At 69.0% G+C, this 16,663-nt stretch carries 19 protein-coding genes; 11 read left to right on the forward strand and 8 right to left on the reverse strand.

The window, feature by feature from the left end:
- The coding region (locus TY25_RS11440; protein WP_042255910.1) for a hypothetical protein at positions 1-284 on the reverse strand (284 nt) is incomplete at its 3' end.
- A gap of 235 nt (positions 285-519) precedes the next feature.
- On the opposite strand from TY25_RS11440, the gene TY25_RS11445 reads away from it, so the two are divergent.
- Both TY25_RS11445 and TY25_RS11450 read left to right on the forward strand, forming a co-directional pair.
- Entirely contained in the window at positions 520-1,365 is an 846-nt protein-coding gene (locus TY25_RS11445; protein ID WP_042255911.1) for a class I SAM-dependent methyltransferase, read from the forward strand.
- Positions 1,366-1,382: 17 nt separating this feature from the next.
- Positions 1,383-1,583, forward strand: a complete 201-nt coding sequence (locus tag TY25_RS11450) for a hypothetical protein (protein WP_014983476.1) — start codon at positions 1,383-1,385, stop codon at positions 1,581-1,583.
- A gap of 1 nt (position 1,584) precedes the next feature.
- On the opposite strand, the gene TY25_RS11455 is transcribed toward TY25_RS11450, so the two are convergent.
- Positions 1,585-2,295 (reverse strand): ArsR/SmtB family transcription factor, encoded by a 711-nt coding sequence (locus tag TY25_RS11455; RefSeq protein WP_042256138.1) that lies wholly within the window; start codon positions 2,293-2,295, stop codon positions 1,585-1,587.
- 64 nt (positions 2,296-2,359) lie between these two features.
- Here TY25_RS11455 and TY25_RS11460 point away from each other — a divergent pair, with 64 nt between their 5' ends.
- From TY25_RS11460 to TY25_RS40450, 3 genes are all read left to right on the forward strand, one after another.
- Entirely contained in the window at positions 2,360-3,049 is a 690-nt protein-coding gene (locus TY25_RS11460) for a hypothetical protein (protein ID WP_081868818.1), read from the forward strand.
- Entirely contained in the window at positions 3,046-3,819 is a 774-nt protein-coding gene (locus tag TY25_RS11465) for an isocitrate lyase/PEP mutase family protein (RefSeq protein ID WP_042255913.1), read from the forward strand. Before TY25_RS11460 ends, TY25_RS11465 begins: the two co-directional genes overlap by 4 nt.
- A 391-nt stretch (positions 3,820-4,210) precedes the next feature.
- Complete coding sequence (locus TY25_RS40450) at positions 4,211-4,897, forward strand: Clp protease N-terminal domain-containing protein (RefSeq protein WP_052382928.1); 687 nt, start codon at positions 4,211-4,213, stop codon at positions 4,895-4,897.
- Between the two features lie 7 nt (positions 4,898-4,904).
- Here TY25_RS40450 and TY25_RS11475 read toward each other — a convergent pair whose 3' ends face one another.
- On the reverse strand, positions 4,905-5,396 hold the full coding sequence (locus TY25_RS11475) for a pyridoxamine 5'-phosphate oxidase family protein (RefSeq protein ID WP_042255914.1): 492 nt from the start codon (positions 5,394-5,396) through the stop codon (positions 4,905-4,907).
- Between the two features lie 63 nt (positions 5,397-5,459).
- Between TY25_RS11475 and TY25_RS11480 the strand changes: the two genes are divergently transcribed.
- Both TY25_RS11480 and TY25_RS11485 read left to right on the forward strand, forming a co-directional pair.
- Positions 5,460-6,431 (forward strand): helix-turn-helix transcriptional regulator, encoded by a 972-nt coding sequence (locus TY25_RS11480; RefSeq protein ID WP_042255915.1) that lies wholly within the window; start codon positions 5,460-5,462, stop codon positions 6,429-6,431.
- A gap of 37 nt (positions 6,432-6,468) precedes the next feature.
- Complete coding sequence (locus TY25_RS11485) at positions 6,469-7,434, forward strand: helix-turn-helix transcriptional regulator (RefSeq protein WP_042255916.1); 966 nt, start codon at positions 6,469-6,471, stop codon at positions 7,432-7,434.
- Between the two features lie 4 nt (positions 7,435-7,438).
- On the opposite strand, the gene TY25_RS11490 is transcribed toward TY25_RS11485, so the two are convergent.
- Positions 7,439-8,539 carry an FAD-dependent monooxygenase gene (locus TY25_RS11490; protein WP_042255917.1) on the reverse strand — a complete coding sequence of 367 codons (1,101 nt, stop codon included), beginning with the start codon at positions 8,537-8,539 and terminating at the stop codon, positions 7,439-7,441.
- Positions 8,540-8,639: 100 nt separating this feature from the next.
- On the opposite strand from TY25_RS11490, the gene TY25_RS11495 reads away from it, so the two are divergent.
- Positions 8,640-9,191, forward strand: a complete 552-nt coding sequence (locus TY25_RS11495; RefSeq protein WP_042255918.1) for a TetR/AcrR family transcriptional regulator — start codon at positions 8,640-8,642, stop codon at positions 9,189-9,191.
- Here TY25_RS11495 and TY25_RS11500 read toward each other — a convergent pair.
- Genes TY25_RS11500 through TY25_RS11515 form a run of 4 tightly spaced genes read right to left on the reverse strand, consistent with a single transcriptional unit; the run spans position 9,184 to position 14,240 of the window.
- Positions 9,184-10,647, reverse strand: coding sequence for a GntP family permease (locus TY25_RS11500; protein ID WP_042255919.1), 1,464 nt, complete (start codon positions 10,645-10,647; stop codon positions 9,184-9,186). The genes TY25_RS11495 and TY25_RS11500 overlap by 8 nt on opposite strands.
- An 11-nt stretch (positions 10,648-10,658) precedes the next feature.
- Positions 10,659-11,288, reverse strand: a complete 630-nt coding sequence (locus TY25_RS11505; RefSeq protein ID WP_042255920.1) for a bifunctional 4-hydroxy-2-oxoglutarate aldolase/2-dehydro-3-deoxy-phosphogluconate aldolase — start codon at positions 11,286-11,288, stop codon at positions 10,659-10,661.
- Positions 11,288-12,901 (reverse strand): N-acyl-D-amino-acid deacylase family protein, encoded by a 1,614-nt coding sequence (locus TY25_RS11510; RefSeq protein WP_042255921.1) that lies wholly within the window; start codon positions 12,899-12,901, stop codon positions 11,288-11,290. The genes TY25_RS11505 and TY25_RS11510 overlap by 1 nt, the downstream gene beginning before the upstream one ends.
- A gap of 13 nt (positions 12,902-12,914) precedes the next feature.
- Positions 12,915-14,240 (reverse strand): type III PLP-dependent enzyme domain-containing protein, encoded by a 1,326-nt coding sequence (locus tag TY25_RS11515; protein ID WP_042255922.1) that lies wholly within the window; start codon positions 14,238-14,240, stop codon positions 12,915-12,917.
- Between the two features lie 115 nt (positions 14,241-14,355).
- Here TY25_RS11515 and TY25_RS11520 point away from each other — a divergent pair, with 115 nt between their 5' ends.
- From TY25_RS11520 to TY25_RS11530, 3 genes are read left to right on the forward strand one after another with little or no spacing between them, the layout of a single operon-like run.
- A complete protein-coding gene (locus TY25_RS11520; RefSeq protein ID WP_226887420.1) occupies positions 14,356-15,399 on the forward strand; it encodes a sugar kinase in 1,044 nt (347 codons plus the stop codon).
- 28 nt (positions 15,400-15,427) lie between these two features.
- On the forward strand, positions 15,428-16,198 hold the full coding sequence (locus TY25_RS11525; protein ID WP_042255924.1) for an IclR family transcriptional regulator: 771 nt from the start codon (positions 15,428-15,430) through the stop codon (positions 16,196-16,198).
- A gap of 7 nt (positions 16,199-16,205) precedes the next feature.
- On the forward strand, positions 16,206-16,613 hold the full coding sequence (locus TY25_RS11530; RefSeq protein WP_042255925.1) for a RidA family protein: 408 nt from the start codon (positions 16,206-16,208) through the stop codon (positions 16,611-16,613).
- Positions 16,614-16,663 lie beyond the last annotated feature (50 nt).

The following is a 16,663-nucleotide window of genomic DNA, read 5'->3' on the forward strand; positions in this document are numbered from 1 at the left end:
ACGCGGAACATCGCGTCGGGAGCGGAAGCGTCCAGGCACGCCCAGTACACCAATCGCTGTGCGATTCCTGGCGCGCGTGTGGCCTCACACACTGCAACCAGAGCGTCGACCAACGGCTCGGCTCCATCCTGTGGCGGCGTGGCGGCCAGCACGCCTTCGGCCGACTCGAGGACGAGATCCAGCAACCAGAAACTCAGCTCCCAATCGGCCTTGTTCGCAAGCAGCAGGTCGATGAACTCATCGAGGCGAGCCGGATCGGATACCTCGATAGGCCAGTCCTGCATCCAGCTTTCGCGCGATGTTCGCCAGTTGCGCTACTCGCGACGCTGAATCACTGCCCGGATAGATCATGCAGGTGAAGGTAGCCAACGCAGCGAACTTAGTAGCCGTGAGGAGCGGTCGTCGGACGGCCAGGCGATCCGGCTCTGGCCGCCATGGCGTTTCGGGCGCATCCTGTTAGTGCGCAGCGTGGGCAAGCGTGGTCGGCATGCTGGGGTTCTGGCCCGCGAGGAGGAGTGCATGGAAAGCGCGCCGAGCAGGACGGCGATGTTCGCGGCCGTGTCGCGTGGATTGTTTCGACTGGAGACGGCGTCGCCGTGGGTGCTGGACGATGTGCTGGCCCTGGTGCTTGTCGGCCCGGTATGGCAGCAGCTGCGAGACCAGTTCGATCCGCTGTTCCCCGACCTGGTGCGTCGCGAGTCCCGCGCGGCTGTCTGCACCCGCAGCCGGTATGCGGAGGACCGGCTGGCTGCCGGCGCTTTCACCCAGTACGTGATTCTCGGCGCTGGACTCGACTCGTTCGCGTGGCGGCGGCCGGATCTGCTCGGCTCGCTGACGGTGTTCGAGGTTGATCACCCTGCCTCCCAGGCATGGAAGCTCGAGCGGGTCAGGGAGCTCGGCCTCCCGCTCAGCGACTCCCAGGTATTCGTGCCGGCCGATTTCGAGGCCGGGCCGGTTCAGGATGCTCTGGGCCGGGCCGGGTTCGACTGGGCGCAGCCGGCGATGTTCTGCTGGACGGGCGTGGCCCCCTATCTGACGGCACAGGCGATCGAGTCGGGGTTGCGCACGATCGCGGCGGCTGCTCCCGGGTCCGAGGTGGTGTTCTCCTACCGAGCCGAGGACTGCGCGCTCGACGACGTGGGGACGGAATTCGCCCGTATCTACACGCCGATCGCGGCTTCTGTCGGCGAGCCGTTGCAGCCCGGCTGGCCGGCATCCGAGATCGAGCGGCTGATCAACCGGTGCGGGCTGAAGGTCGTGGACCATCCCGCACATGCGGACCTCCTGCAGCGGTACTTCGCCGGCCGTACCGACGGCGTGCGGCCCTACACCTTCGAGACGCTCGTGGCCGCGCAGGTCGTCTGATGATGTAGCATTAGAACATGCGTTCGAACGGAGCTTACGAAGAGCAGCTCAGCGCCCTGGAGGGTGCGCTGGCTGGGCTGCGTGGCCTCGATGTGGCGCGGGGTAGCGAGGAGGAGTTGTCGGACCTGCTGGATCGACTGGAGGCTGCCGCGCGGATGCTGGCGGGGTTAATCACACGGGTGGCGTATCGGTTGCGGCAGTTGCGCGAACCGATCTGATTCAGTGCTGCAGTGCGGACGGATCGATCGCCAGCAGTGTGTGCAAGGCGGCTTCGCCGTCGACGGTGACGCGGATGGCGCGACCACTGCCGACGCGGGCGATCCAGCCGAGTTCGAGCAGGCGACGACAGATCTGCGCGCCCGCGGTACCACCGAGATGGGTGCGCCGTTCGGTCCAGTCGAGACACGGCCGGGCGAGCGGGCGGCGTGTCCCGCGTAAGGCGGTGGGCGCCACACCCAGCGGCCCGGTGAGCCAGGACAGGCCGGCGTCGGTGAGGGCGAAGCCGGTGCCCTGGTCGAGCAGACCGCGCGCGGTCATCGCGTCGGTGATCGCGACCCCGAGACGTCCGGCCAGGTGGTCGTAGCAGGTCCGGCCGCGCGCCAAAGCGGTTGCGACAGTGGCGGTTCGCAGATTCGTCACGGCCGGGCGCGACGGCTCGAGCTGGGTGACCATCGTTTCCAGCAGCTCGGCGACCTGCGGCCCGGCCAACTGCACGTAGCGATGCCGGCCCTGGCGCCGTTCGACCAGCAGCCCGCCGTCGAGCAGCCGGTTCAGATGTTCGGTCGCGGTGGACGCGGCCACCCCAGCGTGCCGGGCGAGTTCGCCCGCCGTCCACGCCCGGCCGTCGACCAGCGCCAGGCACATATCGGCGCGGGTACGGTCGGCGAGCAAGGCGGCGAGACCGGCCAGTTCGGCTCCTCGGGATGACACCACCCCATCATGGCGCGCCGACGTTTCGGCGGCGACCGAAATGTCGCGGGGATACGGTCTCGCCATGACTCGGACACCGACCATGCTCACCGACCCCGACCAGGTGCGGCGCACCTTGATCGACGCACCGGTGCCGGTCGCACCGCAGGTGGACGCGCCGATCGGTGTCGCGTGGTTGCGCGCGCACGTGCCCCGGTTCCGCGAGGGCGCCGAGCACCGACGGCTGCGCGCACTGGTCGAGGCCGAACTCGACCGCCTCTCCCCTGCCGACCTGCGTGCACGGGCACGGGCGGCGGGCGGCACCCTGCCGCACATCCGCGCCTTGGCGGAAGCGCTTGGACTGCAAGGTATCTCAGAAGAGTCGGTGGCGGTGGTCGCCGCCCACTATCAACCGCACGAGCCGGACGATATCGCCGCCGACGCGGCAGTCGCGGAATTGGTCACCGCCTGCGGGGGCGTGCCCGACGACGTGACGGCGACGCGAATCTGCCTGCTGGTCCAGGCCTGTGCCGCGACTTCCGCCCTCGTCGCCCACGTACGGGAGCCGGACCCGCACGGCAGCGCGGAGGAACGCATCGCCCGCACGATGGACGAACATCCGCCGCTGCGTTCGACCCGCCGGGTGGTCGACGGCGAACTGGTCGAACTCGACATGCGCCACCCGGGACTGGGTTTCGGCGCCGGGCCGCACGCCTGCCCCGGCCGGGCGCACGCCATCGCACTCGCCGCAGGCATCATCGAGGGATCCGCATGAACAAGACCGAGACCTTCCACCGATTGCACCACCGTGCCGAGCCGTTGATGCTGCCGAACGCCTGGGACTTCGGCTCCGCGGCTTTGCTTGCGGCCGAAGGGTTTCCGGCGATCGGCAGCACCAGCCTCGGCGTGGCGGTCGCGGCGGGTCTGCCGGACGGCACCGGCGTCACCGCCGCGGCCACCATCGCGCTGGCTCGGCTGCTCGCCCGGCTACCGGTCCCGGTGTCCGTCGACATCGAAGGGGGTTTCAGCGAAAGCCCCACGGCGGTCGGCGAATACGTCGCGCAACTGGCCGAGATCGGTATCGCCGGAATCAACGTGGAGGACGGCCGCACCGAAAACTCGCTGGCCGCACCGGAACACCAGGCGGCAGTGATCGCGGCGATCAAAGCGCACGCGCCCGAACTCTTCGTCAACGCGCGCGTCGATACACACTGGTTGCGCCTCGACGCCGACAGCACGCTCGACCGGGCCGCGCGGTATGCCGCCGCGGGCGCCGACGGCATCTTCGTTCCCGGCCTCACCGATCCCGCCGCGATCGAACGGCTCGTCGCCGCCGTCCCACTGCCCGTCAACATCCTTTATTCGCCGACCGGACCGTCCCTGGCGACCCTCGCCGCCCTCGGCGTACGCCGGATCAGCACCGGGTCGCTGCTGTACCGCACTGCGCTGGCCGCGGCCGTCAACGCCGCCCGAGCGGTCCGCGCCGACACTCCCCTGCCCACCGCGCCCCCGCCCTACGATCGGATCCAAGCTCTCACCGAGTGAGATCGCCGGACAACGAGATCTTCTGCACCGCAATTCATTTGGTCGAGTGCCTGCGGTCAAGCAGCCGCCGCGCCATTGACGTGAGGCCGAACTCGTCCGGCTCCATCAGACCGCGCCGCACCGCACGCACGCGCCGAGGCCGCCGTGCACGGAGCAACCAGCCTGGTCCTGGCGGGCCGATAGCGCTGCGACCCGATCCGCCTCGCGGTACGACGACCTGCGCTGTCAGCCTGCCCTCGTGGACGACTCGCAGTTTCGCGCCGCGCGGCCGATGACCCCGTGGCGCGGGCCGCGCGGGTGCACCGGGTAGTCAACCGCGCATATCGGACAGTCGGAGTGCCCGCGGTGTCTACCATTGAAGCCAGCGGCCGACGGCCGAAAGGGGCTCGCGATGTTCGAGAAATTCTCCGATCACGCTCGGCGAGTGGTGGTGTTCTCGCAGGAAGCCGCCCGTGATCTACACCATGGCTACATCGGCGCCGAGCACATGCTGCTCGCCGTCCTCGACCTGTGCGAGCGTGAACCGACCCTCGGTGCCGCAGCGGCGTTGGCGCAGCTCGGCATCGAACCGAAGGCGGCGCTGGCCCGGATCGCGCTGCCGCCGGGACCCGGCGACCTCAACGTGTCCGGCTACATCCCGTTCACCAAACAGGCCAGGAAGGTGCTGGAGAACAGCCTGCGTGAAGCGCAGGCCCTCGACGACGCGCATATCGGTCCGAGCCATCTGCTCCTGGCCCTGACCAGCGCGGCTGCCAACGATCCCGAAACCCCCATCGGCACCGCCATCGCGACACTGGAGCTTTCGCACGAGAACCTGCGCGCGGCGCTGCGGGCCGGCACCGCGGCGCGGGCCGCCGCCTCGGTGACGCCGCAGTTCGCACCGCAGGCGATCAAGGCGCTGGCCGTCGCCAAGGTGCACGCGCAGCAATCCGGCAGCAGCACAGTCGATCTCGGTCACCTGCTGCTCGGCCTGCTCGCGCTGGACGACGACGTGGTGCGCCCGGCTTTCGACGCGCTCGAGGTGGACCGCGGCCGGCTCGCCGACGAGGTGCTCGGCAGGCTGCCGCGCCGCGAATGACGCGGTTCTAGTGTTTCTGCACCACCCGCTCGCCCTGCCCCGGCTTCCAGATCGTGATGTCCAGGTGATCGTCGATCACCTGCACCGTGGAGGCACTGCTCAGGTCGGCGATGTAGAAGTGGTCGAACTTCTGGCCGCGGATGTCGAACCCGGATTCGTCGAACAGGTGCTGGGCGAACCGCTCGTGCAGCTGCTGATCGGGTAGATCGACGACGGTGCCGAACAGTTTGGCGTCACCGTCGCTGACCTGGGTGTCGACCGTGGCGGTATGCAGGCAGAACCGCGGATCACGCGCCAGGTCACGGAATTTCGTCGTGCCCGGCATCCCCGAGATCACCAGATTGCCCTCGAAGAACCGCGGTTCCACCGGGCTGATCCGTGGGAACCCGTCCGAGCGGAGCGTGCCCAGCATGCACAGGTTGCCGGTCGCGGTGTGCCGGCGCGCGAACAGTTCGGCGATATGCGGTGCTTCTTCGGCGAAATCACTCCAAGTGGTCATGCGCTAGACAATACGGGCAATTCTTGCCACCTTCTGTCAACTTTTCCGGTTACTCTCGGATCCATGCGCGCGAGTCGATTGGTGCAACTGCTACTGCTGTTGCAGACCAGGGGGCGATCGACCGCAGGGGAACTCGCCAAGGAGCTCGAGGTGTCGGTGCGCACGGTGTACCGGGATATCGAGGCGCTGTCCGCGGCGGGCGTGCCGGTGTACAGCGAGCCGGGCCGGGCGGGCGGCGTACAACTGGTCGACGGCTACCGAACCCGGCTCACCGGGTTGACCACCGACGAGGCCGACGCCGTGCTGCTCACCGGATTGCCCGGCGCGGCAGCCGATCTCGGCCTCGGTACGGTGCTGGCGACCGCACAGCTCAAGGTTCTCGCCGCGCTCCCACCCGAATTACGCGGCCGCGCAACCAGAATCGCCGAGCGCATCCACATCGACGCACCGGGCTGGTTCCGCCGACCCGACGAAACGCCCACCCTCAACACCGTCGCCGACGCGCTCTGGCACGACCGCCGCCTGCACCTGCGCTACGGCCGCAAGGACAAGGTGGTCGAGCGCCTGCTGGACCCGCTCGGCCTGGTCATGAAGGCGGGCACCTGGTATCTCGTCGCGCGCGACGGCGACGCGGTCCGCTCCTATCGGGTCAGCCGGATCGTCTCGGCCGAACCGAACGGCGAAACCTTCACGCGGCCGGTCGATTTCGATCTGTCCGCGCATTGGTCCGCGGCGGCGGACGATTTCGCGCAGTCGATGCTGCGGGTCCGGTCCCGCTGCCGGATCGCCGAGACCCATCTGCGCCTGCTACGCCTGTGGCACGAACCCGCGGCGGTCGCGGAGGCGCTGGCGTCGGCGAGCGAACCCGATGCCGAGGGCTGGGTCGAACTGACCCTGGCCTCGGAAGCCTGGGACGTTCTCGCGCACGCGATCCTGCCGCTCGGCGAGTTCATCGAGGTGCTGGACCCGCCCGAACTGCGCGCGCGGCTGGCCGAGACCGCCGCCCGCATGCACGCCCGCTACCATCCAGGTTAGGACTGTAACGTTCCTAAGCCGATGGCAGGGTGAGGCAATGTTGGAGACGTCGGCACGGCTGCTGAAACTGCTGGCCCTGTTGCAGACGCACCGGGATTGGACCGGGGCGGAACTCGCACAGCGGCTCGGCGTCACCGGGCGCACGGTGCGCCGCGATGTCGAGCGGCTGCGGGCACTCGGCTATCCGGTGGACGCGACGCAAGGAACCGGGGGCTATCGGCTCGGCGCGGGCGCGGCACTGCCGCCGCTGCTGCTCGACGACGAAGAGGCCGTCGCGGTGGCGGTGGGCCTGCGCAGCGCCTCGGACGGAACGGTGGCGGGCATCGAGGAGTCTTCGCTGCGCGCGCTCACGAAGCTGGAACAGGTGCTGCCGCCGCGCCTGCGGCATCGGGTGCGCACCCTGCGCGCGGCCACTGTACGGGTCGGGGCGCCCGGCGCGGCGGTGCGGCCGGAGACCTTGATGGCGGTCGCGGAGGCCTGCCAGCGACATGAAGGGCTCCGCTTCGACTACCGCGCGCACGACGGCACGTCGACCCTGCGCAAGGTGGAACCGCACAGCCTGGTGCATTTCAGTCGCCGCTGGTACCTGGTGGCGTGGGACATCGATCGCGGCGACTGGCGCACCTTCCGGGCCGACCGCCTCACCCCGCGCATCCCGACCGGTCCCCGCTTCACCCCGCGTGAACCACCGGAAGGCGATGTGGCCGAGTACCTTTCGCGGCAGTTGTCCACGAACTCCTGGCCGTGCCGGGCAACCGTCCTGCTGCACATCGGCGCGGCGGCCGCGGCGGATCGCATCTGGCCCGGCATGGGCGTGCTGGAACCGGTGGACGCCGAGTCCTGCCGCCTGCTCGTCGGCGCCGAAACCCCGGCGGATCTGGTCTGGATGATCACCTCGAGCAATGTGGACTTCACGCTGCTCAGCGGCCCACCGGAACTGGTCACCGCGTTGCGCACCCAGGCCGCGCGCTGCACCGACGCACTGCGTGATTTTCCCGGTTAGCGGGTCAGCAGGTCCAATCGAGCACGGGGGCGAACGATTTCGTCTGCACCGCGGCGGGCGTCAGCCGCAGCAGCAGGTTGCGCGCGAATACCGCAGGCGCCGAGGACAGTTGAGCGACGGTGCCGACCCGACGCGAGCGCGTGACGATCATCTGGGTGCGTGGCCTGCGTTCACGGTCGTACCGGGCGAGGCCGGTATCCGCGGCGACGACCCGGGCCAGGATCACCGCGTCCTCCAAAGCCTGGCAGGCGCCTTGACCGAGGTTGGGGGTCATGGCGTGCGCCGCGTCACCGAGCAATGCGACCCGGCCCGCAACAAAGGCCGGCAGCGCGGGCAGGTCGTAGAGATCGTGCTTCAGCACAGCGGATTCCGTTGCGGCGGCGAGCAGTTCCGGAATCGGTGCGTGCCAGTCGCCGAATCGGCGGCGTAGTTCGGCGAGTCCGTCGCCCGGTGCGCCCGCGGGCATATCGGCGGTGGCGAAACAGTAGACCCGGCCGTCGGCCAGCGCCCCGTAGCCGAAACGTTCACCGCGTCCCCAGGTTTCGGCCATGCCCGTGATCGGCTCAGCCGGCGTCACCACCACCCGCCACGCGGTGTAACCGCTGTAGCGTGGCGCGACGTCGCCGCACACCGCGCGCCGCACGACGCTGCGGATTCCGTCGGCGCCGACGACCAGGTCACCCGTCGAGGTCCCCGCGTCGTGCACCACGGTGCCGTCGGGCCGCGCCTCGCGCACCGAAATGCCGGTGCGCAGCACCTTTTCGGGCAGCTCGGCGCGCAGGAGGTCGAGCAGGTGGGCGCGATGCAGCATGATCGGACTGCCGTAGCGCGCCCGGATCGCCGCGCTATCCACCCGCGAGAGCCAGGCTCCCCGGCTGTCCCGGATCCCGGCCGAACCCCCTTCGACCGCCCGGGATCGCACCTGCGCGCCCAGGCCCAGCGCATCGAGCGCACGAAGGGCATTGGGCCAGAGCGAAAGTCCCGCGCCGACCTCGGTGATCGCGGCGGCTCGTTCGAGCACCTCGACCTCCCACCCTTGCCGGGTGAACGCGACCGCGGTCGCCAGTCCCCCGATGCCACCGCCGACAATGATCACCTTTGCCATCGCCAGACTCCTCCCGCTCTCAGCTGACGACAAAGCTACTACATATGTAGTCCATAAACTACTTCTGTAGTGGAACTCACTACCGATGTAGTATCTCGGCGTGCCTACGAAGCGGGAACTCGTCCTGGATGCCGCGATCGAACTGCTGGGATCGCGGGGTGCCCGTGCGCTCACCCACCGCGCGGTCGACGAGGCGGCCGGCATGCCGTCCGGCTCGACCTCGAACTATTTCCGCTCGCGGGACGCACTGCTCGCCGGCCTGGCCGAACGCCTGGAAGAGCGCGATTACGCGGACTGGGACGCGCTGAGCCGGGTACCGGCGCCGAGCACCCTCGACCAACTCGTCGAGAGCATCGCTCTGTTCGTCACGCATGCGATCACCACCGATCGCACCCGCACGCTCGCCCGATACGCCCTGTTCCTGGAGGCACAGGGCTCCCCGGCCGCGCAGGCCGCGGTGCGGCGCGGAAACGAACGGCTGACCGACTGGATTCGCGCCATGCTCCGCAACGTCGACGCGGGGCCGGACGTGGCGAAGCTGCTCGTCGACTGTCTCGACGGCGTGGTGCTGCACCAGTTGGCCGGCCCCGCAACGGGGTTCGACGCCCAGCGGGCGGTGGACCGGTTGGTCCGCGGGCTGCTGCTCAGCTGACGATGGCGAACAGCACCGCGGCGACCGCGAAACTCACCACCGAAAGGATGGTTTCGAGGACGGTCCAGGTCTGCAGCGTCTGCTTGACGGTCAGGTTGAAGAACTTCGCGATGATCCAGAAACCACCGTCGTTGACGTGGCTGAGGATGATCGAGCCCGCGGCGATCGCCATGGCGATCAGCGCGATCGACATCTGCGAGTAACCGTGGTCGGTCACCAGCGGCGCGACGATGCCGCCGGTGGTGACGATGGCGACCGTCGCCGAGCCCTGCGCGATGCGCAGACCACAGCTGATGATGTAGGCGAGCACGATCACCGGCAGCCCGGCCGCGGACATGGTGTCGGCCAGTGCGGTGCCGATCCCGGTGGCGGAGATGACCTTTCCGAAGAACGCGCCCGCGCCGACCACCAGCAGCAGCATGCCGACCGGCCGCAGCGATTCGGCGGTGAGTTCGCTGAGCTCCTGCACGGTGGAACCGCGGCGCACACCGAGCACATAGAACGCGATCAGCACCGCGATCAGCAGCGCGACGGCGGGCGTGCCGAAGAAGGTCAGCACCTGCAGCAGCTGAGAGTCCTTGTCCAGCAACTGGGTACCGAAGGTGGCACCGAGGATCAGCACCAGCGGGATCGCGATGATCGCGCCGATCAGGCCCACCGACGGCGGCGTGGCCGTCACGGTCTTGGTGGCCGTGCCGGTGCCGCCGCCGGTGCCGTCGGAAATCCGCTCCCCCTCATCGGGAGCGGTTTCCTTCTCCTTGGTGACCAGGAATTCCTCCGGCACCTCGACGTGCACGCGCTTGCCGATGTAACTACCCCAGACGATGCCCGCCGCGACGAAACCCGGTAGACCGCAGACGAATCCCATCAGGATCAACCAGCCGAGGCTCACCCCGAGCAGACCGCCCAGCGCCACCGGACCCGGGTGCGGCGGCAGAAATGCGTGCGTCATCGACAGACCAGCCAGCATCGGCATCGCGTACAACACCAGCGAGCGCCCGCCGCGCTTGGCCGCCACGTAGATCAGCGGCGCGAGCACGAAGATGCCGATATCGAAGAAGACCGGGATACCGAAGATGAGCCCGAGCAGGCCCATCGCGAACGGGGCGCCCTTCTCGCCGAACAGGTTCAGCAGCTTGCCGGTGAGCACGTCGGCGCCGCCGGAGCGTTCCAGGATCGCGCCGAGCACCGTGCCGAGCCCGATGATGACGGCGATATGCCCGAGGATGCCGCCGAATCCGGTCTCCAGCAGGGAATCACCGGCTTTGATCGCCGTGCCGACGATCTTCGACACCGGCAGCCCGGCGGCCAGCGCCAACCCGAGCCCGGTGAGCAGCAGCGCGATGAACGGCTCCAGCTTGACCTTGATGATGGCGAACAGCAGCACTGCGATCGCAAGCCCGCAGAGCAGGAGCAGCCCCCGGGTATCGGTGCGCAGCCAATCTACAGCGCCCATGGGTAGACCTCTCAATTCATGGATCGAACGAACGACGCCGCGCGGTCGGCGATTTCGGTCCACCGGCCCGCCGCGACATCGGAAGGGGCAACGACGTCGGTGCCTGCCGTGACGGCGACAGCGCCCGCGGCCAGGAATTCGGCGGCGTTGCCCGCGTTGACGCCACCCGACGGGATGAGCGCAACATCTGGAAACGGACCACGCAGGTCCTTCAGGTAGCCGGGCCCGAGTGCCCGCGCGGGGAAGATCTTCACCGCGGCCGCGCCGAGATCGAGCGCGGTGAGCACCTCGCTCGGCGTGAAAGCGCCCATCACGACCGGAATGTCGTGCTGCGCGGCCACCTCGGCGACCTCGGTGCGCAGACCCGGCGTGACCAGGAACTGCGCACCACTGTCGATCGCGGCCTTGGCCTGTTCCCCGGTGAGCACGGTCCCGACACCGAGTACCGCGTGCGCGGCGGACCGAGCGGCCGCGAGATAGCCCAGCACACCCGGCGTGGTGAAAGTGAGTTCCAGCGCCCGGATGCCGGACGACGCCAGCGCCTCCGCCAGCGCCACCGGATCGGGAATCTCCGGCGCGCGAACCACACTCAGCACCCGGTCGGCCCGGATGGCCGCCATGGCGGTACTGCTCGAGGTCATCAGACTGTCTCCTTTCGCGCGGCGTCCATGCGCAGCGCCCGCCCGGCGAGCGTGCCGGTGGGTGCGCCGTCGTCGATGGCGAAGCGCCCGTTGACGAGCACGTGCGTGATGCCGCGCGCCTGCTGTTTCGGATCGTCGAAGGTAGCCGTATCGATCACCGAGGCCGGATCGAACACGACGAGATCCGCGGCGTACCCGGTGGATACGAGGCCGCGGTCGCGCAGCCGCAGGCGTTGCGCGGGCCGGCCGGTCAGGTGGTGTACGCAGTCCTCCAGCTCCAGCACGCCGAGTTCGCGCACGTACCGGCCGAGATAACGCGGGAAGGTGCCCCAGGCGCGCGGGTGCGGCCGAGCAGGTGCGAGCAGCGCGTCACTGCCGCCCATGTGCCCCGGGTGCACCATGATCGCGCGCACGTTCTCCTCGTGCCCGACGTGCTGCAGAATGCCCGTCGCGAGCTGATCGCGTTGCAGCAGTTCGAAGAACACCTCGACCGGCGCCACCGCGCGTTCGGCGGCGATCTCGTCGATCCGTTTGCCGACGTACTGGTCGAGGTCCGCGTTGCCGACCCCGCTGATCTGGATGGTCTCCCATTCGACGGTCACGCCGTGACAGCCGTCGGACCCGTGCACGTCGACATCCTGGGCGATGCGCGCCCGGGTCGCCGGATCCTCGAGCCGCGCCAGCGCCGCGTCCGGACCGCCGGACATCGCCCAGCTCGGCAGCAGCGCCGAAAGCGTGGTGGCGCCGGGCAGATAGGGGTAGGTGTCCAAGGTGATGTCGCAGCCTTCGGCCCTGGCCTCGTCGATCAGCGCCAGGAACTCCGGTGCGCGACCGCGGTTCACGTGGAAGTTCATCGTGGCGTGCGTGAGGTGCAGCGCGCAGCCGGTGCGCCGGGCGAGGCCGATCATCTCCGCGTACGCCTCGAGCGCGCCCGCACCGTAGGAACGGGTGTGCGGGGCGTAGAAGCCGCCGAACTCCGCGACCACCTCGCACAGCGCGGCCAATTCGCCGGTGTCGGCGTACATTCCGGGTGTGTAGGTGAGCCCGCTCGACATGCCGACCGCGCCGTCACGCAATCCCTGCGCGAGCAGCTCCTGCATGCGCCGGATCTCGTCCCCGGTCGCCGGACGCTGATCCGCGCCGACCACCAGCAGCCGTAATGTGCCCTGCGGCACGAGATAGGCGGCGTTGGGCGTGATTCCGCGATCGAGGCGGTCCAGGTACTCGGCCACGGTGCGCCAGGAGAAGTCGAGGTCCGCGGGATTGCCGTTCCACCCGGCGATCTGGCGGCGCACCACATCAAGGGTGGCGTCGTCGATCGGGGCATAGGACAGTCCGTCCTGTCCGATCACCTCGGTGGTCACACCCTGGCTGATCTTGGCGAAATGCCCGGGCTCGGTGAGCAGATGCAGATCCGAGTGCGCGTGCATGTCGATGAAGCCGGGGCACAGCACGGCCCCGGGTCCGGTCTCGACGACCCGGTCGGCCTCGGCGAACGAGCCGGGGGCGGTGATCTGGGTGATACGACCGTCGGCGACGCGCACGTCGCCGCGGAAGCGCGGCAGGCCGGTGCCGTCGATGATGTCGATCTCGCGAAAAAGTATGTCCGTCATGGGGTCCGGCTCGTCAGAAGAAGGTGTGCAGGAAGTCGACCACGCGCGGCGACGCGGCATCAGCGTCATCGATCACCGGGACGAGCCGCCACTTGTCGAACGCGGTGCACGGGTGCGAGAGCCCGAAGCGCACAACGGTGCCGATCGGCAGGTCCGTGTTCTCGGGCAGACGCAGGAACAGGTGCTGGTCGTTGAGCGCCGACGTCCGTGCCGCCCGGTCGACCGGCGTATCTTCCGGTCCCGCAATGCGTTGCGGGACCGGAAGACCCTCATCGAAGGGCAGATCACGTTTGCCCGCGTCCAGCAGGGCCAGTCCCGGCTCCGGGCGAGAAATGGTGCGCGCCCAGCCGTGCATGGCCGAGCGCAGCGGCTTGTCGCTGCGCGCCGCCGCCAACGGCGAGATTCCCGCGTAGAAGCCGTCGTCGTGGATGAGGTACGCGCCGGAGCGCAGCACGACGGTGGTCGGCACACCCTGTGCGCCTTGCTCGTCGGCCGATCCGGCCAGTCGCTCCACCACCAGGTCGGGGTAGGCACTGCCGCCCGCGGTGATGATCGCTTCGCCCGGATACTTTCCGGCGGCGGCGATTTCGCGGTGCAGGCGGGCCAGTTCGTCCAGGTAGTGCCGCACGGTGTCCACCGCTTCGGAGGTGCGATCGTGTGCGAGCGCGCCTTCGTAGCCGCCGACCCCGCCCAGCGTCAGCCGCGGGGCGTCGGCGATGGCGGCCGCGATGGCGTGCGCCTGCTCGACCGTGCGCGCACCCGTACGGCCGTGCGGCCCGCCGAGTTCGACCAGCACCCGGACCCGGGCCGCGCCGGGCGCGGTGCTCAGGTGCCGGTTCATCAGGGCGACCGTCTCGACACTGTCGGCCCAGCAGACGAATTCGAACGCCGGATCGTTCGCCGATTCTTCGGCCACCCAGTGCAATCCGACCGGATCGACGAGCGCGTTGGCCAGCAGGATCCGGCGCACACCGAAGGAACGGGCGAGCTGGACCTGCCAGATGGTCGCGAGTGTGATGCCCCAGCAGCCGGCGGCGAGCTGTTGCGCCCACAGCTGCGGCGCCATCGTCGTCTTGCCGTGCGGCGCGAGTTGCACGCCCGCGGCGCTCACCCAGTCGGCCATCAGTGCGAGATTCGACTCGACGGCCGACCGGTCGATGGTCAGCACCGGGGTTTCGAGTTGCGCGAGCGTCGGTGCGGTGGCGAGGAATTCGCGCACGGTGTGCCCCCAGGCGGCGGGCGGCAGCCCTTTGTGCTCGGGACCGAGCCTCCGGTCTCCGAGTGCTGCTACGACGTCGTCGTCGATCACCACGGCGTTCCTTCCCGCGAATTCCCGCATCAATCTACATAGCTTCTCGCTATTGCATATTCTGCAATGCTTGTTGCGCATCGTGTTTCGTGTGGTTATTCTGCACGGGATGGCCTCTGGCCGCAAGCACAGGAAGGAGATCGGTGTGACGTGGCCTACGTCGACCCGCCCACGAGCGGTGACCGTCGGCGAGGGACTCGCTGTGCTGGTGGCACAGCCGGGTCCGCTGGAAGAGTCGGACACCTTCGAGCGGACCGCGGGCGGCGCCGAAGCGAACGTGGCCACCGTGCTGCCGCAACTGGGGGTCGACACCGCCTGGCTGTCGCGCATCGGCAGCGACGGCTTCGGCCGATACCTGATCGCCCATCTCGCGGCACGCGGCGTCGACGTGTCGGCGGTCGTCACCGATCCGGCCCGGCCGACCGCGGTGTACGTCAAGGAGCGCGGCAGTGGTTCCGGTAAGGCGACCGACCTCGCCGAGCGCGCCAGCCGCATGCTGTACTACCGCACCGGCTCCGCGGCCAGCGCGATGTCGCCCGCCGACCTCGACGCGAGCGCCGCGGCCGGCCTGCTCGCCCGCTGCGACCTGGTGCATTTCACCGGAATCACCACGGCGCTGTCCCATTCGACGACCGAGCTCACCGAAGCTCTGCTCGTTCTGCCCCGCAACGGCCGGTTGGTGAGCTTCGACCTCAACTTCCGTCCCGCACTATGGGCGCAGCGACTCGAACTGGCGGCGGACGTGCTCGCGCGGCACGTCCGCGGCAGCGACGTGGTGTTCCTCGGCGCCGACGAGGCCGCCGCCGTCTTCGGCACCGGGGATCCCGACGCACTGCGCGCCCTGTTTCCAGAACCCGCGCAGCTCATCGTCAAGAACGACGAGCACACCGTCACGGGATTCGCGGGGGCCGATCGCGTCGAGGTGCCAGCGCTCGGACTGGAGGTCACCGAGCGGATCGGCGCGGGCGACGCGTTCGCGGGCGGCTATCTCGCGGCCCTGCTGCACGGCAGGCCGCTGGACCAGCGGCTGCGCTTCGGGCACCTGTGCGCCGCCGCCGCACTCACCGGCACCGGCGACGGCGCCGAACTTCCCCACCCCTCGGCCCTGGAACGGCTCGCCACCCTGGACGAAAAAGGTTGGGCCGAACTGCATTACAACGAGACCGTCATCGAGAATGTGGTCCTGTGAACCACCCTAGAGTCTGTGAGACGCCGTCATGAGTCAGAGTTTGTCGCGTGCCTTGACCATTCTGGTTGCGCTCGGCGAGGATTCGCGGTCGTTGGACCAGCTGGCCACCCAGCTCGGCGTGCACAAGTCGACCGTGCTGCGGTTACTCCAGACGATGGAGGCGCAGCGCTTCGTCACCCACGACAGCCAGCACCGCTACATGCTGGGGTCGCGGCTGTTCGAACTCGCCAACCGCACACTGGAACAGCGCGACGTGCGCACCCTGGCGCGGCCGCACCTGAGCGCGTTGAACGCCGACACCAAGCAGACCATCCACCTCGCCACCTACGAATCAGGTGAGGTCGTCTACATCGACAAGCTCGACGCCACCCAGAGCGTGCGGATGTACTCCCGGGTCGGCAGGCCCGCGCCGCTGCACTGCACCGCCGTCGGCAAGGTGCTCATCTCGTCGCTGCCCCGCGCCGAATGGCGGGTGATCGCCGAGAAACTCGACTATCACCCGTTCACCGAACGCACCATCCGCACCCCCGAGCGCTACCTGATCGAACTGGAAAAGGTTGCCGCCCTTGGCTATGCGGAAGACCACGAAGAACACGAGAGCTTCGTCAACTGCATCGGCGTGCCCGTACGCAACGGCACCGGCGCGGTCGTCGCCGCGGTCTCGATGTCGGTGCCGGACATGCTCCTCGACCACGACCAGGTTCTGGCCGAACTGCCGCGCGTGCGCGCGGCCGCCGACGCCATCTCCGCCGAACTCGGCTGGGCACCCAGCCGCACCCCCACCGCAACGAAAGGCTGACTGTTCCATGAGTGACAAGATCGCCGTCCGCACCACCGATGCGCCCGCACCCGCACACACCTTCTCCCAGGGCGTGCGCAAGGGGCCGTTCGTGCAGGTCTCTGGACAGGGTCCGGTGGACCCGGTCACCAACGCATACCTGTTCCCCGGCGACGTTGCGGCACAGACGATCCGGACCCTGCAGAACGTGAAAGCGATCATCGACGCGAGCGGTGCGACGTTCGATGACGTAGTCATGCTGCGGGTCTACCTGACCACCCGCGACGACTTCGCCGCGATGAACGAGGCGTACGGCGAATTCGTCACCGCCAACACCACCGGTGACGTCCTCCCCAGCCGCACCACCGTTTTCACCGGTCTCCCCCGCGCCGAGATGCTGGTCGAGATCGACGCCATCGCCATCGTCACCGAATAGGGTCCCCAGGTCCGGTTAGACCAGCTCCCCGCCGGTCGAGCCGGACCCGG

The organism is Nocardia brasiliensis NBRC 14402, from assembly GCF_000308475.2.
Taxonomy (GTDB): Bacteria; Actinomycetota; Actinomycetes; order Mycobacteriales; family Mycobacteriaceae; genus Nocardia; species Nocardia brasiliensis.